The 23,492-nt window shown below is 70.2% G+C and carries 24 protein-coding genes and 4 pseudogenes; 12 read left to right on the top strand and 16 right to left on the bottom strand.

Annotated features, from left to right (window positions below; all coding sequences use genetic code 11):
- Positions 1 to 15: 15 nt before the first annotated feature.
- On the bottom strand, positions 16 to 789 hold the full coding sequence (locus tag K6U06_RS16200) for an enoyl-CoA hydratase-related protein (RefSeq protein ID WP_262322994.1): 774 nt from the start codon (positions 787 to 789) through the stop codon (positions 16 to 18).
- 29 nt (positions 790 to 818) lie between these two features.
- Entirely contained in the window at positions 819 to 1,985 is a 1,167-nt protein-coding gene (locus K6U06_RS16195; protein WP_262322993.1) for an acyl-CoA dehydrogenase family protein, read from the bottom strand.
- Between the two features lie 21 nt (positions 1,986 to 2,006).
- Here K6U06_RS16195 and K6U06_RS16190 point away from each other — a divergent pair, with 21 nt between their 5' ends.
- From K6U06_RS16190 to K6U06_RS16180, 3 genes are read left to right on the top strand one after another with little or no spacing between them, the layout of a single operon-like run.
- The gene (locus K6U06_RS16190; protein ID WP_262322992.1) at positions 2,007 to 2,822 is read left to right on the top strand and encodes a FadR/GntR family transcriptional regulator; all 816 of its coding nucleotides are present in this window, start codon (positions 2,007 to 2,009) and stop codon (positions 2,820 to 2,822) included.
- Positions 2,807 to 3,976 carry a thiolase family protein gene (locus tag K6U06_RS16185; protein ID WP_262322991.1) on the top strand — a complete coding sequence of 390 codons (1,170 nt, stop codon included), beginning with the start codon at positions 2,807 to 2,809 and terminating at the stop codon, positions 3,974 to 3,976. The genes K6U06_RS16190 and K6U06_RS16185 overlap by 16 nt, the downstream gene beginning before the upstream one ends.
- A 52-nt stretch (positions 3,977 to 4,028) precedes the next feature.
- Positions 4,029 to 5,708 (top strand): long-chain-fatty-acid--CoA ligase, encoded by a 1,680-nt coding sequence (locus tag K6U06_RS16180; protein WP_262322990.1) that lies wholly within the window; start codon positions 4,029 to 4,031, stop codon positions 5,706 to 5,708.
- A gap of 27 nt (positions 5,709 to 5,735) precedes the next feature.
- On the opposite strand, the gene K6U06_RS16175 is transcribed toward K6U06_RS16180, so the two are convergent.
- Positions 5,736 to 6,107 carry a hypothetical protein gene (locus K6U06_RS16175; RefSeq protein WP_262322989.1) on the bottom strand — a complete coding sequence of 124 codons (372 nt, stop codon included), beginning with the start codon at positions 6,105 to 6,107 and terminating at the stop codon, positions 5,736 to 5,738.
- Between the two features lies 1 nt (position 6,108).
- On the opposite strand from K6U06_RS16175, the gene K6U06_RS16170 reads away from it, so the two are divergent.
- Entirely contained in the window at positions 6,109 to 6,852 is a 744-nt protein-coding gene (locus K6U06_RS16170; protein WP_262322988.1) for an SDR family NAD(P)-dependent oxidoreductase, read from the top strand.
- Between the two features lie 210 nt (positions 6,853 to 7,062).
- Here the strand turns inward: K6U06_RS16170 and K6U06_RS16165 are convergent, their stop codons facing one another.
- On the bottom strand, positions 7,063 to 8,817 hold the full coding sequence (locus K6U06_RS16165) for an MFS transporter (RefSeq protein ID WP_262322987.1): 1,755 nt from the start codon (positions 8,815 to 8,817) through the stop codon (positions 7,063 to 7,065).
- Positions 8,814 to 9,305, bottom strand: a complete 492-nt coding sequence (locus K6U06_RS16160) for a MarR family winged helix-turn-helix transcriptional regulator (protein WP_262322986.1) — start codon at positions 9,303 to 9,305, stop codon at positions 8,814 to 8,816. The genes K6U06_RS16165 and K6U06_RS16160 overlap by 4 nt, the downstream gene beginning before the upstream one ends.
- 57 nt (positions 9,306 to 9,362) lie before the next feature.
- On the opposite strand from K6U06_RS16160, the gene K6U06_RS16155 reads away from it, so the two are divergent.
- Positions 9,363 to 10,034, top strand: coding sequence for an AAA family ATPase (locus K6U06_RS16155; protein WP_262322985.1), 672 nt, complete (start codon positions 9,363 to 9,365; stop codon positions 10,032 to 10,034).
- Positions 10,035 to 10,121: 87 nt separating this feature from the next.
- Complete coding sequence (locus K6U06_RS16150) at positions 10,122 to 11,147, top strand: MBL fold metallo-hydrolase (RefSeq protein ID WP_262322984.1); 1,026 nt, start codon at positions 10,122 to 10,124, stop codon at positions 11,145 to 11,147.
- Between the two features lie 180 nt (positions 11,148 to 11,327).
- On the opposite strand, the gene K6U06_RS16145 is transcribed toward K6U06_RS16150, so the two are convergent.
- On the bottom strand, positions 11,328 to 11,936 hold the full coding sequence (locus tag K6U06_RS16145) for a TetR/AcrR family transcriptional regulator (protein WP_262322983.1): 609 nt from the start codon (positions 11,934 to 11,936) through the stop codon (positions 11,328 to 11,330).
- Between the two features lie 250 nt (positions 11,937 to 12,186).
- Here K6U06_RS16145 and K6U06_RS16140 point away from each other — a divergent pair, with 250 nt between their 5' ends.
- Complete coding sequence (locus tag K6U06_RS16140; RefSeq protein WP_262322982.1) at positions 12,187 to 13,977, top strand: MFS transporter; 1,791 nt, start codon at positions 12,187 to 12,189, stop codon at positions 13,975 to 13,977.
- Here K6U06_RS16140 and K6U06_RS24765 read toward each other — a convergent pair.
- The 4 genes and pseudogenes from K6U06_RS24765 to K6U06_RS16130 form a co-directional block, all read right to left on the bottom strand.
- Positions 13,962 to 14,213 (bottom strand): annotated as a pseudogene (locus K6U06_RS24765) (NlpC/P60 family protein); the annotation flags it as partial. The gene K6U06_RS16140 and the pseudogene K6U06_RS24765 overlap by 16 nt on opposite strands.
- Before the next feature lie 74 nt (positions 14,214 to 14,287).
- A pseudogene (locus tag K6U06_RS24760) lies at positions 14,288 to 14,419 on the bottom strand (hypothetical protein); the annotation flags it as partial.
- 64 nt (positions 14,420 to 14,483) lie between these two features.
- Positions 14,484 to 15,095: pseudogene (locus tag K6U06_RS24755) on the bottom strand (replication-relaxation family protein); the annotation flags it as partial.
- Positions 15,096 to 15,179: 84 nt separating this feature from the next.
- A complete protein-coding gene (locus K6U06_RS16130; protein ID WP_262322981.1) occupies positions 15,180 to 15,308 on the bottom strand; it encodes a hypothetical protein in 129 nt (42 codons plus the stop codon).
- A 124-nt stretch (positions 15,309 to 15,432) separates the two neighbouring features.
- Here K6U06_RS16130 and K6U06_RS16125 point away from each other — a divergent pair, with 124 nt between their 5' ends.
- The gene (locus K6U06_RS16125) at positions 15,433 to 16,080 is read left to right on the top strand and encodes a hypothetical protein (protein WP_262322980.1); all 648 of its coding nucleotides are present in this window, start codon (positions 15,433 to 15,435) and stop codon (positions 16,078 to 16,080) included.
- A gap of 142 nt (positions 16,081 to 16,222) precedes the next feature.
- Here K6U06_RS16125 and K6U06_RS24750 read toward each other — a convergent pair.
- Positions 16,223 to 16,606 (bottom strand): annotated as a pseudogene (locus K6U06_RS24750) (helicase HerA domain-containing protein); the annotation flags it as partial.
- Between the two features lie 394 nt (positions 16,607 to 17,000).
- Here K6U06_RS24750 and K6U06_RS24745 point away from each other — a divergent pair.
- The 4 genes from K6U06_RS24745 (at position 17,001) to K6U06_RS16110 (ending at position 19,857) form a co-directional block, all read left to right on the top strand.
- The gene (locus K6U06_RS24745; protein ID WP_410051058.1) at positions 17,001 to 17,264 is read left to right on the top strand and encodes a methyltransferase domain-containing protein; all 264 of its coding nucleotides are present in this window, start codon (positions 17,001 to 17,003) and stop codon (positions 17,262 to 17,264) included.
- Positions 17,265 to 17,751: 487 nt separating this feature from the next.
- Positions 17,752 to 18,591, top strand: a complete 840-nt coding sequence (locus K6U06_RS16120) for a sulfite exporter TauE/SafE family protein (protein WP_262322979.1) — start codon at positions 17,752 to 17,754, stop codon at positions 18,589 to 18,591.
- Entirely contained in the window at positions 18,588 to 19,100 is a 513-nt protein-coding gene (locus K6U06_RS16115) for a DUF1634 domain-containing protein (RefSeq protein ID WP_262322978.1), read from the top strand. Before K6U06_RS16120 ends, K6U06_RS16115 begins: the two co-directional genes overlap by 4 nt.
- A gap of 10 nt (positions 19,101 to 19,110) precedes the next feature.
- The gene (locus K6U06_RS16110; protein WP_262322977.1) at positions 19,111 to 19,857 is read left to right on the top strand and encodes a GntR family transcriptional regulator; all 747 of its coding nucleotides are present in this window, start codon (positions 19,111 to 19,113) and stop codon (positions 19,855 to 19,857) included.
- A 36-nt stretch (positions 19,858 to 19,893) separates the two neighbouring features.
- Here the strand turns inward: K6U06_RS16110 and K6U06_RS16105 are convergent, their stop codons facing one another.
- The 5 genes from K6U06_RS16105 to K6U06_RS16085 all read right to left on the bottom strand — a co-directional run bounded on the left by K6U06_RS16105 (position 19,894) and on the right by K6U06_RS16085 (position 23,447).
- Entirely contained in the window at positions 19,894 to 20,613 is a 720-nt protein-coding gene (locus K6U06_RS16105; protein ID WP_262322976.1) for a TetR/AcrR family transcriptional regulator, read from the bottom strand.
- Positions 20,614 to 22,113, bottom strand: coding sequence for a DHA2 family efflux MFS transporter permease subunit (locus K6U06_RS16100; protein ID WP_262322975.1), 1,500 nt, complete (start codon positions 22,111 to 22,113; stop codon positions 20,614 to 20,616).
- Positions 22,114 to 22,270: 157 nt separating this feature from the next.
- Complete coding sequence (locus K6U06_RS16095; RefSeq protein WP_262323030.1) at positions 22,271 to 22,729, bottom strand: DUF86 domain-containing protein; 459 nt, start codon at positions 22,727 to 22,729, stop codon at positions 22,271 to 22,273.
- Positions 22,729 to 23,001 carry a hypothetical protein gene (locus K6U06_RS16090; protein WP_262322974.1) on the bottom strand — a complete coding sequence of 91 codons (273 nt, stop codon included), beginning with the start codon at positions 22,999 to 23,001 and terminating at the stop codon, positions 22,729 to 22,731. Before K6U06_RS16090 ends, K6U06_RS16095 begins: the two co-directional genes overlap by 1 nt.
- Positions 22,998 to 23,447 (bottom strand): hypothetical protein, encoded by a 450-nt coding sequence (locus K6U06_RS16085; RefSeq protein ID WP_262322973.1) that lies wholly within the window; start codon positions 23,445 to 23,447, stop codon positions 22,998 to 23,000. Before K6U06_RS16085 ends, K6U06_RS16090 begins: the two co-directional genes overlap by 4 nt.
- Positions 23,448 to 23,492 lie beyond the last annotated feature (45 nt).

Below are 23,492 nucleotides of genomic sequence, written 5' to 3'. Positions count from 1 at the left end.
GTGGTGTCGGCCGGGTCAGCGGCCGGACCAGCGGGGGGTTCTCTTCTCGACAAAGGATCTCGGTCCTTCCTGATAGTCGGCGGTCTCGGCGAGCCGGGCGAGTTCCTGCTCGGCCAGGGCCCAGCGGGCGTTGGAGTCCAGGTCACGGCCGCCGACGATGACGCGGCGGCTGGCCCGCACCGCCAGGGGTGCGTTCACGCAGATGCTCTCGGCGAGGGTGAGGGCTTCGGCGAGGACCGCGGGGGGCTCGACGATGCGGGAGATCAAGCCGAGGGAGGCCAAGCGTGCCGCGGGCCAGGGGTTCGCGGTCAGTGCCAGTTCGAGGGCGGCCTTCTCCCCGATGAGTCGCGGTAGTTCGGCCAGGCCGCCGCCGATGGCGAGCAGTGATCGGCCGGCCTCTGGGATGCCGAGGCGGACGTTGCTGCCGGCGACGATGAGGTCGGCGGCGATCGCGATCTCCAGGCCGCCGGCGATGGCGTCACCGGTCAGCGCGGCGATCACCGGCTTGGCGCGGCCGCGCTGCACGAACCCGGCGAATCCCCCGCGCTCGGTGCGCAGCTCGTCGAGGTTTCCCGCGGCGACGGTCTTGAGGTCGGCTCCTGCGCAGAACACCGGGCCCGCGCCGGTGAGTATCGCCGCCCACAGGTCGTCGTCGTCTTCCAGCAGGTCGATGGCGTTCTCCAGCCCTTGGGCGAGTGCGCCGTTGACGGCGTTGCGGGCTTCGGGGCGGTTGAGGGTGATGATCAGTACGCGGTCGCGGCGTTCGGTGAGGACTGCGGGTTCGGGCACGGGCTGGGCGCCTTTCGTCGGGATGGAGGTCAGCCGACGTAGTCCCGGCCGATGAGGTGGCGGGCGATGACGAGTTTCTGGATCTGGGGGGTGCCGTCGCCGATCTGCAGGCCGCTGACGTCGAGCAGCAGCTGTTGCAGCGGCATTTCGCTGGACCAGCCGACGTGGCCGTGCAACACGATGCAGTCGTTGATGGCTTGGACCGCGAGCCGCGGGGCCCACCATTTGCACATGGCGGCCTCGCGGGTGTGCGGCAGACCCGCGGTGCGCAGGCCGAGCGCCCGGTAGCAGAGCCAGCGGGCGGCCTCGAGCTGGGTATCGTGCTCGGCCAGCGTGAACGAGACGCCCTGAAAGCCGGCGATCGGCCGGCCGAAGGCCTCCCGCTCGCGGACCCACTCGACCGTCGCGTCGATAGCGCGGCGCGCCGCCCCGATGACCATGAGCCCCAGCAGCGTGCGGGTGAGGTCGAAATCCGAGAGCACCGCGGACAGCCCGCTGCCCGCGTCGGTCATCTCGTGGTCGTCGGGCACGAAGGTGTCGTCGAAGTTGAGCGCGGCCCGGCTGAGCGGGCGAAAGCCAGGGTCCGCGAAGCTCTGCCGGCTGATGCTCTGGTCGTCGAGTGGGACGAGGAATCGCCGGGTGCCGCGCGAACCGGCCCCAGGGTCGACGGTCGCGACGGTGATGGCGTGGGAGGCGTGCATGCCGAGGGTGACCGAGGTCTTCTCGCCGCTGAGACGGTAGCCGCCGTCAACCTGGTGAGCCCGGACCGAGGTGCCGGAGGCATCGGAACCGCCGCGGGGCTCGGTCAGTGCCAGCGCGATGAGCCGTCGGCCGGCGGTGACATCGCGGACGAGGGGGTGCGCGATCTCGGGCGGCGATCCGCGTACGAGCGCGGCGGCCAGCTCGGAGCCGAACACCAGGTAGGCGAGGTTGAAATCGGCGCGGGCGACCTGTTCGCAGGCGATCCCCCGGGCGATCGGGTCGGCATCCTGTCCTCCTAGCTCGGCGGGAAGTCCCATGCCGAGCAGGCCGTGCCGGCCGAGCTCGGCGAGCTCGTCCCAGCACATGTCATCGGTCGTGGCCCGCTGGAGATACCCGTCGTGGAACTGCCCCCGGGCCAGCTTGGCGACGGACTCCTCGAACTGCCGGTGCTCCGCCCCGAACACAAACGGTGGATCTGGTGTACCTGTTCGCACAGATGTAGAGTACGAGATAGCGTGGCGCGTGTCGAGGAGAGAGGTGACCTGACTGAACGTGGGACGGTTCCGCAGCGCACCGCGCGCCGCATGATGCGCGAAGCGCTGCGACGCAGCCTCGTGCCCGGTGCCCGGCTGGCTTCCGAGCGAACGTTGATGAGCTACTTCGAGGTGTCCCGCGGCTCGCTGCGGGAAGCGTTGCGGGTGTTGGCCTTTCTCGGAGCGATCGAGATTCGTCCCGGCCCGGGCGGCGGGCCGCGCATCGCGATGCCGCAGCCGCAGGTGGTCGGTAGTTCCCTGGCGATGGCGCTGCAGTTCCGCGGCGCCACCCTGCGCACACTGCTCGAGGCGCGCGCTGCGATGGAACCGTCAATCGCCGCGCTGGCCGCAGCCCGGCGCAAAGACGACGAACTTGCCGCGCTCGAGGCGTGCACGGTTCGCCTAGAAGCGGCGGTCGGCACCGAAGGCTTCACCGGGCCCAACCACCAGTTCCACCATCTGCTGGCGATCGCCGCCGGCAACGAGGCGCTCGCCCTGCTGGTCGCTGCGCTGGCCTGGATGTCTCGGGCTGTCGAGTGGCGCTATGACCAGCCCACGCAGGAGCGGATCGTCCGCCAGAAGAAGGCGATCGTCGGCGCTCTCCAAGCCCGCGACGAGACACGCGCGCGCGACCTGACGGCGGCCATGTTCGCCGGCGTGCTCGACGACCCGCGCAACGCCGAACACCTGTCGGCCCGGGTGGTCTGGGCCGATGTGGACGAACTCATGCACGGCAACGAAGAGCACAACGACCCGAAAGACAACGCGAAAGGCGATACCGGATGGACGTCACCGTGATCGGCACCGGGATCACCCGGTTCGGAATGTTCGTCGAGACCCGGCTGCGGGAGCTGGCCAGCGAGGCCGCCGACCGCGCCCTCGCCGACGCCGGCGTCTCTGCCGAAGAGGTCGGCCTGGTCGTCTTCGGTAACGCCGCTGCCGGCCTGCTGACCGGGCAGGAGATGATCCGTGCCCACACCGCGCTGGGCTCCTCTCGGGTCGCCGGACGCCCGATGATCTCGGTGGAGAACGCCTGCGCATCCAGCTCCAGCGCCTTCCACCTCGGCGCCCTTGCCGTCGCCTCAGGCGGCTACGACACCGTCCTGATCGTCGGCGCCGAGAAGATGACCAGCACCGACCGTTCCCGCGCCGCACGGGCGCTGGCCGCCGCGGTCGACGTCGAGCTCGAGCCCAGCGAGGACCCCGAGCTGCCGCCCCGGCCGGTGTTCATGGAGATCTACGCCGCCGAGGCCCGGGACTACATGCGGCGCACCGGCGCCACTGCGCGCGACCTGGCCCGAGTGGCCGCGAAGAACAGCCGCAACGGAAGTCTCAACCCGATCGCTCAGAACGGGAACGCGCTCACCGTCGACGACGTCCTGGCCGCCCGGACCATCGTCGATCCACTCACCCGGCCCATGTGCTCTTCCATCGGCGACGGCGCCGCCGCGGTCGTGCTGACCCGCCCCGAGCTGGCCGCCCGACGGGGAAACCCGGGCGTGCGGGTCCTGGCCTGCACCGTCGGCGCCGCCCGAGCCGGTGACGACGGCGACGTCGTCGCCCGCACCGCCCGCGCCGCCTACGAGCAGGCCTCACTCAGGCCGGGCGACATCGGCGTGTGCGAGGTGCACGACGCCGCCGCCCCCGCCGAGCTGGTGATCGCCGAGGAACTCGGGTTGGCCGCCGAAGGTGAGGCCGCCGGCCTGGTACGCAGCGGTGCCACCGAGATCAGCGGGCGGATCCCGATCAACCCCTCTGGAGGGCTGATCGCCCGCGGTCACCCCGTCGGCGCCACCGGGGCCGCCCAGATCGTCGAGCTGACCGACCAGCTACGCGGCCGAGCCGGCGACCGGCAGGTCGCCCGAGCCCGCATCGGCCTCGCAGAGAACGCCGGCGGGTCGCTCGGCAACGGCCCCGCCGCGTGCGTCGTCACCATCCTCGCAGTCCAGTAGACGACCCCGCCCACCCAGTCCAAGCAACCCAGTCCAAGCAATGGAGCGCCCCATGCCCACCAGCGTCATCCGCGGTTTCCCGTCCACCCATGGCGACGACTTCCCGCTCAATACCACCACCCTGATCCGCCACGCCGCCCGCACGCACGGCGACCAGGAGATCGTCTACCGCACCCCCGACGGCGGCTGGGACCGCTACACCTACGCCGACGCCTACCGGCGGATCTGCCGCTCCGGTCACGCGCTAACCGGGCTCGGGGTGGCCGCCGGCGACCGTATCGGCGTTCTGGACTGGAACACTCGCCGCCACTTCGAGCTGTACTACGCCATCCCCGGCTTGGCCGCGGTGCTGCTGCAGATGAACCTCCGACTCGGCAGCGAGGACCTCGGCTACGTGGTCAACCACAGCGGGGCGTCGCTGATCGCCGTCGACGAATCGTTGCTCCCGGTCGCCGAGGCCATCGCACCCCTCCTGGAGACGGTGCGCGGCTGGATCGTCCTCAGCGACCGACCGCTCGACGAGATCGACACGACGCTGACCCCGCTCTACCACTATGAGGACCTGCTCACCGCCGCCGACGACCACTTCGACTGGCCGTGGATCGAGGAGACCTCCGCCTACAGCGCCTGCTACACCACCGGCACCACCGGCCGCCCCAAGGGCGTCTACTACTCCCACCGCGGTATCTACCTGCACTCGATGGCCATGGCCGCCAACCTTGGCATGACCCTCGATGACTGCACGATGATCATCACGCCGATGTTCCACGGCCAGGCCTGGGGACTGCCGCAGGCCGCGACCCTGATGGCCAACAAGATCGTGCTGCCCGGCCGCTACACCGCTGAGGACACCAAACCCCTCACCGACGCGATGATCGCCGAGAACGTCACCGTCGCCAACGGAGCACCGGCGATCTTCCTGCCGATGTTGCGCTACATCGAGACGATGGAGAAGAAGCCGGACTTCAGCCGGACCCGGCTGGTGTCTGGAGCCACCGAGCCCCCGCTGTCGCTGATGCGCGGATTCCATCAACTCACCGGGGCGGAAACCATCCACGCCTACGGCGCCACCGAGACCACCCCGTTGGTCACGCTCAACCGCTTCAAACCATCGGTTCGTGCCCGGCTGTCCGGAGACGAGCTGTGGGAACTCAAGCGCAAGCAGGGCCTGCCCATCTCCGGTGTTGACGTGGTGATCCTCGGCCCCGATAACAGTCCACAGCCACACGACGGCCGATCCGTCGGCGAGGTGTGCATGCGCGGCCCCTGGATCACCACCTGCTACTACGACATGCCCGACTCGGCCGACCGGTTCATCGACGGCTTCTGGCGCAGCGGCGACGTGGGCACCATCGACCCCGACGGCTACCTGAAGCTGACCGACAGGATCAAGGATGTCATCAAGAGCGGCGGGGAATGGATTTCCTCTATCGACATGGAGAACGCGATCCTGGCCCACCCTGGCGTCCTCGATGCTGCGGTCATAGGCGTCGCCCACCCCAAGTGGCAGGAGCGACCCGTCGCGCTGGTGGTGCCACGCCCCGGGCACACCATCACGCCCGCCGACATCCACGGCGTCCTCGAGGACTCCTTCGCCCGCTGGCAGCTGCCGGAGAAGGTCATCGTCGTTGACGAGATCGTGAAGACCAGCGTCGGGAAGATCGACAAGAAGCTGCTGCGCGCGCAGTACGCCGACACCTACACCGGCGCCACCGAACAAGCCGGTCAGTAGCCGCCGCGGGGGATGAGGTTGCTCTTGTCACTGGCACAAGGCTTCGGAGGACAGAAAGGCCAGTGGGCCGGACAGCATCGCCAGGACCTGGTGGGCCAGATCCTCGGGGGTGATGGGTCCGGAGGGGTCGTACCACCGGTGCAGGCTCGTCAGCATGCTGAGCGTCAGGTTGGCGAGCAGCGAGGTGTCGACGTCGGTGGCGAGCTCCGCGTCGCACCGGTAGGTCTCGAGCGCCTGGTCACCGCCGAACACCTGCACAGCGGCGACGTGCAGGAGGGACTGCGTGCCTTCGCCGAAAAGCGGACGCCGAATTTCGGCCACCCGGCTGTCGGCCGCTGAGCCCGCCTGCCGACGCACACGACAAGGAGAGAACATGCAGATCGAGAACGCCGTCGCCATCGTGACCGGGGGCGCCTCCGGCCTGGGGGAGGCTGCCGTACGGCGGCTGCTGGAGCTCGACGCTCGGGCCGTGGTCGCTCTGGATCTCAATGACGAGCGCGCAGCCGGGCTGCGGGACGAACTGGGCGAGCGGTTCAGCCACCACCGTGTCGACGTGAGTGATCTCGATCAGGTCGAAGCAGCGGTCGCCGCCATCGAGGCCGAGTACGGCGCCGCCCAGGTACTCGTGAATGCCGCGGCGGTCGCGGCCCCGGCCAAGCTGCTGAGCAGCCGGGGACCCATTCCGATGGAGATCTTCGACGAGGGGATCAAGATCAACCTTTACGGTCCGATCCACGTGATGCGCAGCGTCGTTCCGGCGATGGCGGCGAGCGAGCCGAACGAGGATGGCGAGCGCGGAGTGATCATCAACGTCTCCTCGGGCGCCGCGTGGGAGGGGCAGATCGGGCAGGTCGCCTACAGCGCCTCCAAGGCTGCCCTGGTCGGACTGACGATGCCGCTCTTCCGCGAGCTCGCCGCCCACGGGATCCGGGTGATGACCATCGCCCCCGGCGCCTTCGACACCCCGATCTACGACCAGATGCCCCCTGCCGTGAAGGCGGACCTCGCCGCCCAGTCGCTGTTCCCGCCCCGTATGGGAAAGCCGTCGGAGTTCGGCCTGCTCATCGAGGAGATAGTCCGCAACCCCATGCACAACGGCCGCACGATCCGACTGGACGCCGGCATGATCCTGCGGCCCGCCTGAGCGCCACTGCCACCAGTCTCAACGCAGCTGCCGGCAGCGTCCAGGGGTCTGACGAACACCAACGCGCCGAGCAGCGTCAGCCTCGTCTAGCGGGAATGGTCGCGCAGGTGGCTCGGCGACTCGACCGCAGCTCGTGCCCGCCAGGCAGGGGACCGACAAGGCCAGCGGGGATCCTGGTGTCCACATCGATCCGGCTGAGCCGCACCCTAGTCAGTTCAGCAGTGGGGAATCGGGGTGGACGATGTGGAGATCGCAGTGGGTGTGGCGTGCCAGCTCGGCGGTGGTGCTGGCGTCGAGGAGGCCGGCGTAGCGGCCGTGGGTGGGTGCGCCGGCGACGATCATGCGGGCGTGATGGCCGTCGGCGAAAGCGGCGATGCGACGCCCGACGTCGCCGTGGTCGCCGACGATCTCGAGCAGGTGGCTGCTCGCTGGGATCCCTCGGGCTGCGACTTGTTCGACGAGCCGTGTGAGTGCGGCGGTGATCGGGGCGGGGTCTTCGGTGTCTGCGGCTTGGTCCATCGCAATGTCGGTTTCGACTACGTGGAGGATTTCGAGGGGACTGGCGAGCGTTTCGGCGAGGTCGGCGGCGGCTGCACAGAGTTGGTCGGATCCGGGGCCGCCGTCGATGGCGACGACGATCGGAGCGTGATGTCCGTCCTGGGACGATTCTGAGAGGGTGGCGGAGCCGATGACTGGTTGGAAGGGCTGCGATGTGGGTGCCGCCGTTGGTGTTGACGGGGACTGGCCGATCTGGTCTTGTACTTGGTCCTGGTCGGCGGCGGAGAGCAGGGAGTGGCCCCTGGTCAGTATGACGATGCCGATGACCACGACGGCGGCGCCGAGGTAAAACGGCACGTGGACGTTGAAGTGGGCAGCGAGCCTGGCGGCGATATAGGGCGCGATACCGCCGCCGATGAAACGGACGAAGCCGTAGGTTGCCGAGGTCAGTGACCGTTCAAAGGGCGAGACGGCCATGACGGCTTGGGTGGTGAGGGTGTTGTTCAGTCCGACGAAGACGCCCGAGACGATCACTGCGACGATCAGGGTGGTCTGGGAGGTAGTGAAGGCGGCGATGACGACCAGGTCGGCGGCGAGCATCGCCAGGTTGACGTAGAGAACCTGGGGGGTGCCGAAGCGGCGTTGGAGACGGGGCGCTATGAAGACGGCGAAGATCCCGACGAGGATCCCCCAGGCGGTGAAGGTGTAGCCGAGTTGGTGGATCCCGAGACGCATCGGGAACGGGGTGTAGGCGAGCAGGGTGAAAAAGCCCCAGTTGTAGCAGAGGGCGGTCAGGCTCATGATGGCCAGGCCCCGGTTGCGCAGACAGGTGATCGGTTCTTTGACCGAGATCTTCCGTGGGGGCTTCGGCGTGGCGTCCAGCAGCACCAGGATCGAGACGAGGGAGATCGCCATGAGAACCGTCACTCCGAAGAACGGTCCCCGCCAGGAGATGCCCCCCAGTTCGCCGCCGATGAGCGGTCCGAGACCGATCCCGACCCCGAGGGCGGTTTCGTACAGGACGATCGCGCCGACGAACCCGCCGCTTGCCGAGGCGATGATCGCTGCTAGGGAGGTGGCGATGAAAAAGGCGTTGCCGAGCCCCCAGCCGGCCCGGAAGCCGATGATTTCGCCGATGCTGTTGGACGCACCGGCGAGCGCACTGAAGACGACGATGAGCACTAGACCGGCGACCAGGGTGCGTTTGGCTCCGATGCGGCTGGAGACCCAGCCGGTGATGAGCATCGCCACCGCGGTGATCACCAGGTAGCTGGTGAAGAGCAGCTCGACGGTGGAGGGGGTGGCCTTCAGGTCCTTGGCGAGCGCCGGCAGGATCGGGTCGACAAGCCCGATGCCCATGAACGACACGACGCAGGCGAAGGCCACCGCCCACACGGCTTTGGGCTGGCGGAATGGGCTGGCCGCTCCGGCGTGCGGGCTGGCCGCTCGGGCGTGCGTGTTGGTCACCCCAGAGCGCCTCTCGCTGTAAGAGTGAGCCGACTGGTCGTCTCGGTGCGGCGGTGGTCGAGTACGGCTACGGCTTGCAGCGCCGGGAGCGCATCGCGAAGCGATCTCGTTTGATCGGCAGGGAGCTCGTCGATGAGCCGGGCGAGGCCGCCAGCGCCGGCCTGGCGGCGCTCGTGGACGTAGCGCTCACCGGCACCGGTGAGGGCGACCAGAACACCACGCCTATCGGTGGGGTCGGCACGGCGCTGGGCGAGACCGCTGCGCTCGAGCTTGGTCACCAGCGCGGTCATCGACGGCTGGGTGACCCCTTCGAGGGCGGCGAGGCGGGTGAGGCGCTGGGGACCGTGGCGTTCGAGTGCGTACAGGGTTGCCGCGGCGGTGAGGCTGATGTCGCGCGGCATGCGCCGCACGACCGCTGCGGCGAGCGAGTACAAGGCGACCGCGACGTCGTTGTGGCCTGCGATGGCCTCGGATCCCTGGTGGCTCACGGCGCCTGACTATACTCGCATCTATATAGACGAGTCGAAGGATCGGTAGGCTGCACCGTGGGAGCAGGAAAGCCGGTGGTGACCATCTCCGCCGCCTATGGGGCGGGCGGGGGCTTGGTCGGCCCCCGGGTCGCCGAGCGGCTCGGCGTCACGTTCTGGGACCGGGCCATCCCCGCCCAGGTCGCCGCGGACCTCGCCGAACGATCTGACGAGGTGCTCGCGGTCGAGGACGACCTGGGTCGGGGGGTCAGCCGCTGGGTCTCGTTCTTCGCCCCGGCGGGGGCGGTCTGGACGGGGATCCCCTCTCAAGAGATGGCTGGGCACCACGACGAGGCGTCGTACAAAGAGCACATCAACTTGGTGCTGCGGCGCGAGGCGGAGCGTGGCGCGGTGTTCCTCGGTCGTGGGGCGGCGATCGTGCTGGCGGGCCATCCCGGGGCGCTGCACGTCCGCCTCGATGGCCCGCTCGAACGGCGTATCGACCAGGTGATGGACCTGGGCGGCTTGGACGAGCGCAGCGCCCGGCGGGCCCAGCATCAAAGCGACACCGCCCGGTATCGCTACGTCCACCGCCTCTACCACGCCGATGTCGCCGACCATCGCCTCTACCACCTGTGGATCGATGCCACCGCTGTCCCCCTGGCCACCTGTGTCGACATCATCGTCAGCGCCGTCCAGGGACGAGACCAGCTCCGCCAGCTCGGAACCGACGACCATGACCGCGCCTGATCGGTCCCTGCCGGGCTCAGCGCCCGAACATCACCGGGCGGGCCGCCAGGGCCGGTACGGCTGGACATCCCCTACGGTCGGTGACGAATGAGCGGCGAGGATTGGGCAGCACCGGGAGTGCACGAGGTCGCCGCCGGCGTGTTCCGGGTGCCGTTACCGCTTCCCACCGACGGGCTGCGGGCGGTCAACATCTATGTCATCGTCGACGCCGGCCGTCTGGTGTGCATCGATTCGGGCTGGGCTGTGCCCGAGGCCCGGAAGGTCCTTGACGCTGCGTTGGCGTCGCTGGGCTGCAGCGTCGCCGACATCGACCGGTTCCTCGTCACCCACGCCCATCGAGACCACTACACCACGGCGGTTTCGCTGCGCCGGTCAGAGGGCACAGCCGTCAGTCTCGGCGCCGGGGAGCGCCCGTCGCTCGACGCGATCGCCGATCCTGACCACCGCCCCTTCGAGGACCAGCTGAGCGCGCTTCGCCGCTACGGGGCGGCCCACCTCGCCAAGCTTGTTCGCGCCGAGATGGTCGGCGGCCCCGACACGCAGCGCTCCGAGTGGGAGCCCCCCGACACCTGGCTCGACGAAGGCGACATCGTGCTCGGGTCGGGCCGGCGCCTCGGGGTGGTCGAGACCCCCGGCCACACCCGCGGTCACGTGGTTTTCACCGATCCCGCCAACCGGTTGCTGTTCGCCGGGGACCACGTGCTGCCGACCATCACTCCCTCCATTGGCTTGGAGCCCGTGGCATCGGACAACCCGCTCGGCGACTTTCTGAGATCACTAGCCCGGGTCCGGCGCCTCCCCGACGCCATGCTGCTCCCCGCCCACGGTCCCGTGGCGCCGAGCGTGCACGCCCGGATCGACCAGCTCGTCGACCACCACGGCAGACGGCTCGAGCAGACCCTCGACGCGCTCGCAGCCGGAGCCACCAGCGTGTTCGAGGTAGCAGCCCGGCTGTCCTGGACCCGTCGGCAGCGCACGCTCGCCGAACTCGACTTGTTCAACCAGATGCTGGCGGTCACCGAGACCGCCGCCCACCTACGCGTATTGGTCGCCCAGCAGCGGGTCGACCAGGTCCTCGACGACGGGATCTACCGGTACTCTTCGCTGCCCTGACCATCTACGGCAGGCCGGCATCGCCGGTCGCCGACGCATCGAGCGCGTAGGGCCTTCCATCCGACCGGCGCAGCGCGGCGAGCGTGTTCCCCGGCGTGTAAGCGCCCGCTCGCCGGGAACGAAGCCGAGACAGAACCAGGCGGCTGTCGTCTGCGACCAGGTCACGGTTCCCGGACGGGTTCATGGCCGCGGTCGGTCGCCGAAGCCGTGCACGAAGCGGTCGAAGGCCGTGTCGAGGACATCGGCGAGCATGTCGCTCGCCGTGTCGGCGAAGCGGTCGATGACGGTGGTCATCAGACCGATCAAGGCCCCGGCAGCGAGGTCGGCAACGATCGGGTCGCTCTCGACGGCGAGGCGACCACGGAGGCTGTCGGCGACCATGTCGGTGTAGGTGTTGCACCGGGCCAGCCACCGGGCGCGCAGCACCGGGGTGTGCCGAACCACCGCGTACAGGTCGACGGTCCCGTCGTCGAGCGCCTTGGTGAGGCTGTCGCGGCCGGCCGCTCGCAGGCTGTCGACGAGCGCCTCGCCCGGCGGGCGGGCCCCGAGGGCGGCGGCGAACCCGGCGATGCGTTGCTCAAGGATGTCGTCGATGACCTCCTCCTTGGCACCCAGGTAGCGGAAGAAGCTGCGAACTGAGATGCCAGCGGCGCGGGCGATCTCCTCGACGGTGGTGGCTTCGTAGCCCCGTTCAACGAAGAGCCGTGCGGCGGCTCGAGCGAGCTCGCGCCGGCTCTGCGCGATCCGCCGGACGGTGATCGACACCGGCCCGGGCCCCACTGCGCTCATGGCGCCCACCTGGTTCGCCGTGGCCGACGGCACCTGCACGGTCGAGGAAGCGTCCACAGGTTCTCAGCGCCCCCCGCGGCGCGGCGAGGCCGACGCCATCGGACGCTTACCAGATCCGGGACCAAGAACCAGAAGTCTGACACATCGTGCGGGTATGGCATGTCGTGCCATACGGTCATAGCATGCCAACAGCGTGTGCTGTGCACCCCTTCTACCGCTGACGGCACGTGAGGCATCGAAAGGATCGGGAATGACCGACCAGCCCAAGCGACGAAGCGACGGCGGGTCTCCCACGGCGGGGCTCGACGCGTGGCACCAAAACCGGGGGCAGCGAGGGGCAGCTGGCCGGGGTCATCCGGGATGGACGCTGGTGGCGATCGCCTTCGGGGTGGTCATGGTCGGGGTTGACGCCACCGTGGTGGCTGTCGCCAACCCCTACATCGCCCGCTCGTTGCACGGGTCGCTGAGCGACCTGCAGTGGATCACCAACGCCTATCTGCTGGTGCTCGCGGTGCTGCTCATCCCCATGGGGATGCTGGGAGACCGCTTCGGCCGCCGCCGGCTGTTCCTGATCGGCGTGGTGGGTTTCGCGCTGGCGTCGCTGGCTGTAGGCGAGATCGGCTCGGTCGCTGGCGTCATCGCCTTCCGAGCTGTCCAAGGGATCTTCGGCGCCATCATCTTGCCCAACACCCTGGCCATCTTGCGCAACACCTTCCCACCCGAAAAACTCAACCAGGCGATCGGCATCTGGGGTGGCTCCTCGGCCATCTCGATCGCGGCGGGCCCGATCGTGGGCGGTCTGCTCGTCGAGCACGTCTCGTGGGAGTCGGTGTTCTACGTCAACGTGCCCATCGGCGCGCTCGGCCTGATCGTCGGGCTCCTCGCCCTGGCCGAAAGCCGCGACCGCCACCCAAGGCCGCTGGACGCCGCAGGGCTCCTCCTGCTGGCGGGTGGGCTGTTGTGCATGGTGTTCGCCCTCATCAAGGCCGAGACGTGGGGTTGGGGTGACGCCATGACCATCGGGCTGTTGGCCGGCGGGGCAGCCCTGCTCGTGGCGCTCGGTTTGGTCGAACGACGCGTCCACGCGCCGCTGCTCCCCCCGGTGCTGTTCACGAGACGATCCCTCACCCTGGGCACGACGGCGGTTACCTTGGCGTTCTTCGCCATGTACGGGGTGCTGTTCTTCGTCACCCTCTACCTGGAGAACATCCACGGCTACGACCCGGTGGCTGCCGGGGTGCGCCTGCTTCCCCTCACCGCCATCTTCGCCGTGGCCGCGCCGCTCGGCGCCCTCCTGAACGACCGCCTGGGCCCGCGCTTCGCCATCCCCTTCGGCATGGTATCGATGACCATCGCGCTGGTGCTGCTGCTCTGGCTAGACCCAGGCTCCGGTTACATCCGCCTGTGGCCGTCGTTCGTCATGCTCGGCCTCGGTGTCGGGGTGGTCATCGTGGCCGCCTCCGACGCCATCGTCGCCAGCGCCCCGCCCGCCGAGGCAGGCATCGCCGGCGGCATCCAGGCGACCGGCCTCCAGCTCGGCGGTGTCCTCGGCACGAGTGTGCTCGGCTCGATCCTCGCCAGCCGGGTCGCATCGACACTCGTCGCAAAGCTCGAGGCAGCCGGAGTGCCCGCACCTGTCGCCCGCCGGTTCCTCGCCGCCAAGCAGCTCGTCGCCCAAGGTCTCGCCCCCCACCTGCCCGGAACCCCAGCACCGTTGCAGGCAGCAGTCACTCGTGCCAGTCACGGCGCCTTCATGTCCGGCCTGCACCTCGCCCTGGGCATTGCCGCCGCCGTCTGCCTCGTCACCGCCGCGCTCGGCGTGTTCGTCGACCGCCCCAAACCCGAGATCGAGGTTCCGGCCGAAGAGGGATCCGAGCTGGGAGGCTATCCCCCCAAGAGGGCCAGCCGGGTGAAGCCGACGACGATGTCTCCGCCTCCGATGCTGGCGCCCATGGTGGTGAGGAAGGGTTCGACTCGGACGTCGGCGCCGGTGTGGGGGGCCTCGACCATAACTGCCCGGCCGCCTTGGGTGCGGACGTAGATCCCGCATATTGGGACGTGCGAGACGTCCTGCGGGCCGCCGCCGAAGAAGACGAGGTCGCCGCGTTCGAGGGTGGCTCCTGGTGGGAGCTGTGATCCGGCGTCGTGCTGGTCTTGGGCGACTCGGGGCAGGGTGACGCCGGCGGCGCGGTAGCGGCGGCGGCCCCGAGGATGCGGCTCGGGTGGCCGAGATCGGCCAGCCGGACCGGTGGGCGGTGGTCGCCGATCGCCTGCCACACCGGGCCGTCCGGGGCGGTATGCGGCGCGATGACGGCGGTGGCGACGGGGACGGCGGGGTGGCGCAGCACCCGTCAGGCGGCGGTTTCCCGGCCGGGTGAGGGGAAGGCGACGAGGACCCAGGTGGCATGGCCGACGGTCCGGGCGAGGCGGGCGTAGCCGTCGAGCTTGTGGGCGAGGCGGCGGAGGGTCTCGGTGCCGGTGTCGTACTCGAAGCAGAACGGCTGGCGGACGCCGTGCTCGACCCAGACGGCATACGGCGTCGGGGCGGACGATCTCGCCCCAGGCCGCCGCGCAGCGCCGGGCCGACCACCACTGGTCGAGGGCGCAGCCGGGGCGGGTGCGGGCGTTGCGGATGAGTGCGCAGAGGACGCCGTTGCAGCCGACGAGGTGGGTGAGCTGGCGGTTGGTGGCGAGCGCGGTGGCGGTCTCCTTGTGCCAGCCGAGGTCGGCCACGGTCACGCCGCGCTCGGCGGCGACGCCTGCCGCTCCGGCCGGACCGAGGGTGAAGTGGTAGGGGCTGGTGCCCGACCAGGAGCGGAGGCGGAAGCGGTCGACCACGCCGACGGCGTGGAGCACGGACAGGCGTGCCTGGGCTTTGCGAGTCGAGTCGAAGCCGATGTCGGCTACCTGGGCGGTGGTGAGGACCCGATGGTCGAGCAGCAGCCGGCAGATCCTTCGGTCCCGTTCGGTGAGCCGACCGGCCAGCTCGTAGAGTCGATCGTCCCGACCCACGGTGCGCGTCGCACCGACCCGGCCCCCTTTGGTGGTTACCTGCCTCACTCCGACGGACCTGCCCCTCTCCCCCCTTTGTCGGCCTCGGTGACGACCCCCCTGCACCAGGTTCGACGTGCCGGTTCGCGCCCGCGTGGGGGGTCGCATGAGAGCGCGACCCGTGAGACGACCCGTGAGACGACCCCTGCAACGTCACCGGCCCGGTGACAGCGCCGCCGCTGCGGCCCGGGCTCACCAGCCCTGCCCAGTGCCACGGGCGCTGGCGTCGAGGGTCATCGCCTCGGGGGCGACCTCGACGCTGAGGCGGTCGCCGGCCGGCTCGACGGGACGCCCGTGAGCGACGAGCGCCGCGGCGCGCACCTGTTCGCCCCGGCCGGGGTATGGGGGGCGGAGCGGGGCGGGTGCGAAGCGTGCAGGCGGGGGTCTCCTGGCCGTCGACGACGAGGCGGGCGGCGGCCTGGTAAACGCCGAGGTGGGCGGGGTCGTGCTCGCTCCGCTCGGGGGCGACGTGGCGGCCGAGGGCGTGGGCGTCCTCGGGACTCATGGAGAACCAGACCTTGGTGCGGGCGTTCGAGCTGACCGCGTCGCGCAGCTCGCGGGCAGCTGGGCGAGGTGCTGGTGGGCTGAGGACGAGGGAGAGGCGGTAGCCCCGGGCCTCGGCGAGGAGCTCTTCGAAGCTGCGGGGCGGTTCTGGGCGTTCGTCGACGTAGAGGGAGCAGTCGACCCGGGCGGCCTGGCCGAGGCGGGCCCGGTGGGTGGCGGCCTGCCAGACGGCGGCGACGATGAAGCTGCCGAGGAGGCGGGCGGTGTCGTCGCCGAGGAGGCCTTTGGGCAGGCGTGCGAGGAGGGCCCCGCCGTCCGATACCTGGCCGACGTCGATGCTGGAGTGGCCGCGGCCGACGACCTGGCGGGCGAAGTCGGGCAACAGGAACGCCCGGAGCTTGTTCATGAGCGGGCCGACGACCTGGCTCTGGGCGGCGGTGCCGAGCACGTCGTACCAGCGCCAGAACCCGCCGAGACCGACCGCGTCGCCGGCAACGGCGGCGACCTTGGGGGCACGCGTCGGAAAGCAGTCGGGGCACGTCGGCCAACGAGGCCGGGGCATCTTCGGTGTCGGTGTGGCGCAGGGTGAGGCAGGCGGCGCGCAGCACGTCGTCGGTGCGCGGCCCCCAGTAGGCGGCGAAGATGTTGCGGAAGATCCCGACGAGGTTGTCGACCACCAGGTCGGGGTCGGGGCCGGCGAGCACGTTGAGCACCGGCGGGGCGTGGCGTTCGGCCGGGTCGATGAGCACGGTGCGGGCCTCCGCACCGGCGGGGAGCCGGTCGCACAGGTCGGTGACAAGATCGCCCTTTGGGTCGATGACGACCACGCCCCGCCCGGCTTCGACGTCGGAGAGGACGAGCTTCGTGAGCAGCGTGGACTTGCCCGACCCGGTGGCCCCCATGAGATGCAGGTGGTGTCGGGCGTCCGCGGCGGCGAGGGCGACGGGCCGGCGGCTGCCGGTCTCGGCATCCCCGAGGATCTTCAGCTCGTCCGGCGCCCTACTCCCGGCGGGCAGCCCGGTCCCTGGCAGGGCGGTGCCCGCAGGTCGGGCGAGCTGGGCGACGGCTGGTGGTGGGGCGACGGCTTTGGCACCGGCCGGGGCCAGGCCGGCCACGGTCTGATCGCTGGGCAGGTGGGCGAGGGCGGCCAGCTCGGCCACCGAGGGGAGATTGCCCCGGCCGAGGCGGCGGGCGGCGAGGACGGCGGGAGGACGACGGAGCCGGTGGCGGTCGAGGTGGTTCCGCCCCGAGTAGACGGCGAAGGCGGAGGCGATGGCGTGCGCCCGCCCCGCAGCGTGGCTTTGGCGGCCGGGCTGGTCGGTGGCGACTCCGTAGCGGAAGGCGACGGCCCAGCACGGCTGGGCGGCCTTGTCCAAGATGGCGGCCACATCCACGCTCCGGGCCGGGTCGACCTCCACCGGGCGTCCCCGCCCGCTCTCGAGTCGAAGGCGGATCGGCGCCGCGCGGCCTTGACGTCGGCCTCGACGTCGCCCAGGGCGCCGCTCGTCTTTGCGAGGGCGCGGGGCGTTCTCGCCATGCAGGGCGCCGGTCGAGCAGCTCCCGTTCGTGGAAAACCGCTTCAGGGCGGTCGTCCTCGTCGTCACCCTCTGCTTCGCCAAGGACACGGCCGGTCTGCTCGCCGAGGCCCGGCGTGTGCTTTCCCCCGACGGCCCCCTCGCAATCGGCATCGTACCGCTCAACAGCGCCTGTGGGTCTTACGACAGGAGAAGGGCTGGTCCGGCCATACCTTCTACGAACGGGCCGACTTCCTAAGGGTCGGGTGCTTGGCGACGCTGGGTTCGAGGTCGTCGCCAGCCGCTCCGTTCCTCGCAGAAGCCGAGCGACACGCCGATTCCTGAGATCGTCCGTGCTTCGTCGCCCTCGGCAAGGTCACAGCGGGCAGGGACGGCTCGCTACATCTCACGACAACAGCCGCTCGTGACCCGCCACGCCCACAATGTCAGCGACGCTGCAACCAGCTGCACGCTCCCCAGCATTCAGGACAAGTCGCGGCGGCCGCCCCGCCAAGAAGCGTCGTCGCCCTACGCGCGGTAGCCATCCCGTCGCACCTTGGCGTGCACGCTGACCAGTGACAACACGTCGCCGGGCAGCTCGGTTGAAAGGTTCGCATTGTGTAAGGCTGGGGGCACCAGCGTTTCCGCAGCTCAGGGGGGAAGGGGCACCGACGGCTCTGGTAGGTCTCGGTGGGGCCGAACATTGGCTAATTGTACGTACATGCGGTTGTACGTACAATACCTTCATGACCCCGCTCGACTTCGTGGTCTCCCTGGCGCTGATCTCGGTCGCCGCGGGGATCCTCGGCTCCCTGGTCGGCCTGGGGGGTGGTGTGGTCATCGTCCCGGTGCTCACCCTCCTGTATCACGTGGACATCCGCCTGGCGATCGGGGCGAGCATCGTGTCGGTGATCGCCACCTCGAGCGGGGCGGCCGCCGCGTACGTCCGTGAGCGCATGACCAACCTCCGGGCCGGAATGTTCCTCGAGATAGCCACGACGACCGGCGCGCTGAGCGGTGCCTACCTCACCACGGTCCTCCCCACCCGGTTCTTGTTCATCGTCTTCGGGGTGGTCCTCGCCTACTCCTCTTTCGCCACGTTCCGCCGCCGGCACACCGACGAGCCGCTCACCGTTTCCAACGACCGGATCGCCAACTACTTCGACCTGCACGGCTCCTACTATGACCCCGCCGTGAAGCGCGAGATCGCCTACAAGGTGGTCGGCACCACGCCGGGGCTGGCCCTGATGTACCTCGCCGGCCTGGTCAGCGCCCTGCTCGGCATCGGGTCGGGAGCCTTGAAGGTGCCCGCGATGGACAGCGCCATGCACCTGCCCATGAAGGTGTCCTCGGCTACTAGCAACTTCATGATCGGCGTTACCGCCGCGGCGAGTGCCGGCGTCTACTTCATCAGAGGCCAGATCGACCCGATCATCGCCGCCCCGGTGGCGGCCGGGGTGCTCCTCGGGGCGACGTTCGGGGCCCGCGTGCTGGGCCGGGTGGCGAGCAAGACGGTCCGGATCGTCTTCGTCGTCGTCCTCGTCGTCATCTCCTTGGAGATGCTCCAGAAGGGAATCCTCCCGTGACCGATCCGAGCGCAACGAGCGATCCTCAGGGGCCGGGCGGGCCGGACCGGCCGGCATCGGAGGGCGGCAGCCGTCCCGGTCGGCGCCGGCCGCTACGTCCCGACGAGGTCGCGGTCATGGAAAGGAGGGTCCGCAACGCGGAGCTGGCGATCAGCCTGGTGCTGCGCGTCGGCGTTTTGGTGAGCGTGGCGGTCATCGCGGCCGGGCTCGGGCTCATGTTCGCCCACCATGGGGAGTACCTGCCCATTCGCGGCCACTACTCCTACCGTGAGCTCACATCCCGCTCGACGCAGTTCCCGCACTCGTTCAAGTCCCTCGGGCACTCTCTGGCGCGAGGGGAGGGGAGAGGGGTCATCGTGCTCGGGGTGTTCATATTGATCCTCACCCCCGTGCTTCGCGTCGCGGTGGGCGTGGTGACGTTCCTCTACGAGAAGGATCTCCCGATGGCGCTGGTGACCCTCTACGTTCTGGTGGTGCTCGTCGGCTCGTTCTTCCTCGCCGGGGCCTGAGGCGGTCTAGGTGCTCGACCGGCTGAGCCCGCTGCCCCTCTGGGCTCAAATCGCCGACGATCTCCGCCGGCGCCTCGTCGGCGGCGAGTTCGAGGACCACTTCCCGACCGACGAGGAGCTCACCCGGGACTACGGGGTCAGCCGCCAGACGGTGCGCGAGGCCGTCCGTCGCCTCACCCAGGAGGGCCTGGTGACCCGCCAGCGGGGCCGGGGCAGCTCGGTCACCCAGCCGATCCTCGAGCAACCCCTCCACTCGCTCTACAGCCTCGCCTCCACGGTGCGAGCCGGGGGCATCGAGGAGCGCAGCGAGGTTCTGGCTGCCGAGCGCCGCCCTGCCACCCTCGAGGCCGCCGAGCAGCTCCGTGTGGACCCCGGGGCCGAGGTGGTGTTCATCGAGCGGCTCCGCTTCGCTGGTCCCCAGCCCATCGCTTGGGACCGGTCGTGGTTGTCCAACGACCACGCCGGGGCGCTGCTCGGCGCCGATCTCTCTTCAGGCGGCCTCTACGACCTCCTCGCCGCCTGCTGCGCATTGCGCATCACCGGCGGATGGGAGCGGATCCGGCCGGTCGTCCCCTCGGCTGTCGAACGCGAGCTGCTGCGGCTTCCGGCCCAGGAGGCAGCGTTTTCCATCGAACGGCTGGCGGCCGCCGGTGAGCTGCCCGTCGAGTGGCGCCGGAGCCTCATCCGCGGCGACCGCTACTCGCTGATCGCGCAGTGGCCGTCGGGGGCGTCTCCCAGATCCGACCGGCCCTCATGACCGACTGGTCCTCATCTCCGACGGCGGTACTCGCCGCTACCGGCGGGTCCGCTCGGGCGCCCCGGCCGCGGTGTGGAGGCGCTGCACCTGATCGACGGTGAGCGCCGCCGCGGCCGGCGATGGCTCGCCTCTGGCCGCGATCAACCCGTCGGCGAGAAAGGTCAGGTATCGCTCCCAGGCCGTGTCGCTGACCGGAAGCATCGCGGCCCCCACCGCCACCAGCATCTTCTGCAGGAAGCCGAGGTCGGTGACGGTGAAGTCGGGACGGAGCCGCCCGGTGGCCTGGGCTCTCTCCACGAGCCTCATGGCCAGCGGCTTGACCTGCTCGATCAGGTGGCGGATGGTGTCGGCGCCTGGGTCGTGGTCGAGCAGCTCGTTGAGGGCCCGGTCCGCGATCTGGCGGCCCGACGCTTTTCGCAGGAACCACAGGAGGGCCTCCCAGCCGTCGGGCATGCCAACCGCGGTCTCGAGGTCCGCCAGGTAGGCGGCGAAGCGGTCTTGGAACAGCGCCTCGATCAGGGTGGTCCTGGTGGGGAACCGGCGGTACAGGGTGGCGACGCCGACCCCGGCGGCGGCGGCGATGTCCTCGAGCGGAGTGGCCAGGCCCCGCTCGGCCATCAGGGTGCCGGCGGCTTCGAGGATGTGCTGGCGGTTGGCCTCGGCATCACGGCGCAACCGCCGTACCGCGACGGGCACGCCGATGACATCTTTGTTGGCCTGGGTGTGGAGGGTCGAGTGGCGGGCTGGCACGGGCACTCAGATCATGGCGGGAGCGGCGTGAGGGTCCATGGCCATCGGCCCCCGCTCGAAGAGGAGGGCAGACAGGACGGCGCCAGCGGCGAAGACCCCGGCGGCCACCCAGAAGGCCACGTCGTCGCCCCGTACGGACGCCGCGGCCTGCGAGGCGAGGGACGGACCGTGCTGGTGGATGTAGGAGGTGGCCGCCGATGCTGCCAGCGTGTTGAGCAGCGCGGTGCCGATCGAGCCGCCGACCTGCTGCCCGATGTTGGGGAGGGCCGAAGCGACGCCGGCGTCCTCGGAGCCCGAACCCGACGTGGCCACGTTCATGGCCGCCCCGAACACCAGCCCGAGTCCGGCCCCGGCGAGGATCAGGCCCGGGACCACCAGAGCCCCATACGTCGAGCTGACCCCGAGCTGGGCGAAGACGACGAGCCCGGCGGCGGCGATGGCCATCCCCGCGCTGACCAGCGGCCGGGGGCCGGTGCGGGGCAGGAGCTTGGCGGTGGCCACCGTCGAGGTGATCATCAGCGCGCCGATCATGGGCAAGAACGCGACACCCGACATCAGCGGCGAGAACCCCAGCACCAGCTGGATGTAGTAGGTGAGGAAGAGGAACACACCGAACATCCCGATCCCCGATACGAGGATCACCAGGTTGGCGGTGCCCCGATTGCGGTCCGCGAGCACGCGCAGGGGCAGAAGGGGGTGGGCGGAGCGCCGCTCGATGGCCGCGAACGCGCCGAGCAGCACGACGCCCGCGAGCAAAAGGCCGATGGTGATGGGATCGGCCCATCCCCGATGCTCGGCCTCGGAGAAGCCGTAGACGATCCCGACCAGGCCGGCCACCACCGTCCCGACTCCGGGCCAGTCCAGCCGCACGTTGCGCGCCCGCTCGCTCCTGGGCAGGAACGTCATCGCCCCGGCCAGGGCGAACACGACCAGCACGTCGTTGATGTAGAGGCACCACCGCCAGTCCAGGTATTGGGTCAAAGCGCCGCCGAGGATCAGCCCCACGGCCCCACCGGCTCCGGCCACCGCCCCGAAGATCCCGAACGCCTTGCCTCGTTCGGCCGGGTCGCTGAAGGTCGTCGTTAGCTGCGAGAGGGCGGCGGGGGCGAGCAGCGCCCCGAACGCACCCTGAACGGCCCTGGCGACTACCAGCATCGGGAACCCGGTGGCGGCCCCGCCCAGAGCGGAGGCGGCGGCAAAGCCGATCATCCCCGCGATCAGCACCCGTCGGGCGCCGAGCAGGTCCGAGAGGCGTCCCCCGAGCAGGAGCAGGCTCCCGAACGCCAATGAGTACGCGGTCACGATCCACTGCCGGTCGGCGGTCGAGAACCGCAGGGCGTGCTGGGCGGACGGGAGGGCGATGTTGACCACCGTGGCGTCGAGCACGACCATCAGCTGGGCGAGGGTCAGCGCGGCGAGGATCCACCACCGGCGGGCGTGGTGGTCCTTGCTGGCGCTGGTGCCACGCGCGGGGCCAACGTCGGGCAGCACGTTGTTCGAGGTCATCTCACGCTCCAAGGGGGGATGTGGAGGCTGGTCCTCCACATCATGCCCTGATCCAACCCGGATCCGGAGGCTGTTCTTCCGGTTTTGGGAGCGACATCGGTCACTTCTGAGGGAGGTCTGAGTAGCCCCGCCGCCGGGGCCGGGACTACGACCGTGCTCACGGCTCGAGGGTCAGGGCGCCTCCCCGGTCGGTCAGGCCCCTGGGGCGGTCGGTGACGCCGGCAACGCGGCCCGTCCCGGGCCCGGCCTGAGTGCGGCCATTGGCCCGGCTGAGCGTTGGCGATCGCACCAACTCGGCTGCGGCCACCGCCCCCAGCCGGGGGAGGTCCTCGGTGGCCACCGACCAGACGATGCCCGGGTCGACGTCGAGGTGGTCGTGGACCAGGCGGTTGCGCATGGCCGTCATCGCCCGCCACGGCACCTCGGGGTGGCGGCCCTTCACCTCGTCGGGGAGGACCTTGGCCGATTCGGCCACGGTGTGCAGCCGGTAGTAGGTGGCGGTCCGGACCTGCTCGTCGGCCATCCACCGGGCCCGGCCGATCCGCCGGGTCTCGGCCTCGACCAGCGCGGCGGTGGCTTTGATGTAGCGAAGGTGCTCCTCGGCGCTGCGCCGCATCACAGCGGCTCGCTTCGCACCGGCGCGTCGGCGCGGATGCTGGTGCCGACCTCGACCCGGGTGGCGAGGAGGTCTTCGGCGTCGGCCGCGAACGCGAAGAACTCGATGCCCGGGCGGCGAGGGTCGGTGTCGACGAGGAGCCGGACGACGTCTGGGTCGCCGCCGACCCCGGCTCCCGCGGTGATGATCCGGATGTTGGAGATGCCGTGGCCGGCGGCGAGGGCGAGGAGCTGGTCGCGGTGGCTCCGGACCAGGTCGAGGGATGCGCTCATGTCGCCGGCACGTCCCACCAACCTTCGGCCTCGGTGTCGGGCTGGAGGGCGAAGCGGGCGCTGCGCAGCAGCCGGTCGTCGCAGGCGATCCAGTCGACCAGGTGGATGCCGTGGTGGTGGGCGATCGCTCGGGCGGCGGCGAAGCGAGGCCCGAGGTCTGGTGGTGGTGGGCCGACCGAGAGCAGCTCGTCGCAGAAGGCCACTGCGGCGGAGGCCCCCGCCCCGATGTGTGCCAGGCACGGTCCGAGCGCCAGCTCCGGCGGGTCGGTGCGACCGGTGTGGGCCATCCCGAGCACCCGTCCATCCCGGTCGGTGCAGCAAACGATCAAGCGGCGAGGTCCAAAGGCCCGCTGGTCGAGGGCCAGTGACCACACGCAGTCGTGCATGTCGAGTCTCGAGCGGTCGCCGACCTGGTAGCCGTCGACCGTGATTTGTGGGTCACGCACGCTTGCCTCCGCTGTGGTCCTGCCGGGTGGGAAGGGCCCGCAGCC

The organism is Acidiferrimicrobium sp. IK (assembly GCF_025499425.1).
GTDB lineage: Bacteria > Actinomycetota > Acidimicrobiia > Acidimicrobiales > Palsa-688 > Acidiferrimicrobium.
The sequence above is the reverse complement of the archived record's forward strand: the minus strand, read 5'-3'. Positions and strand labels throughout refer to the sequence as shown.

Bases quoted from the DNA above. Each gene is read 5' to 3' on its own strand.
- K6U06_RS16120 (WP_262322979.1), top strand. From the start codon at position 17,752: ATGACCCCGCTCGACTTCGTGGTCTCCCTGGCGCTGATCTCGGTCGCC.
- K6U06_RS16100 (WP_262322975.1), bottom strand. From the start codon at position 22,113: ATGACCTCGAACAACGTGCTGCCCGACGTTGGCCCCGCGCGTGGCACC.
- K6U06_RS16185 (WP_262322991.1), top strand. From the start codon at position 2,807: ATGGACGTCACCGTGATCGGCACCGGGATCACCCGGTTCGGAATGTTC.
- K6U06_RS16150 (WP_262322984.1), top strand. From the start codon at position 10,122: ATGAGCGGCGAGGATTGGGCAGCACCGGGAGTGCACGAGGTCGCCGCC.
- K6U06_RS16145 (WP_262322983.1), bottom strand. From the start codon at position 11,936: ATGAGCGCAGTGGGGCCCGGGCCGGTGTCGATCACCGTCCGGCGGATC.
- K6U06_RS16175 (WP_262322989.1), bottom strand. From the start codon at position 6,107: ATGGCGACGGCGTTCTCGATCTGCATGTTCTCTCCTTGTCGTGTGCGT.
- K6U06_RS16180 (WP_262322990.1), top strand. From the start codon at position 4,029: ATGCCCACCAGCGTCATCCGCGGTTTCCCGTCCACCCATGGCGACGAC.
- K6U06_RS16090 (WP_262322974.1), bottom strand. From the start codon at position 23,001: ATGAGCGCATCCCTCGACCTGGTCCGGAGCCACCGCGACCAGCTCCTC.
- K6U06_RS16140 (WP_262322982.1), top strand. From the start codon at position 12,187: ATGACCGACCAGCCCAAGCGACGAAGCGACGGCGGGTCTCCCACGGCG.
- K6U06_RS16095 (WP_262323030.1), bottom strand. From the start codon at position 22,729: ATGCGGCGCAGCGCCGAGGAGCACCTTCGCTACATCAAAGCCACCGCC.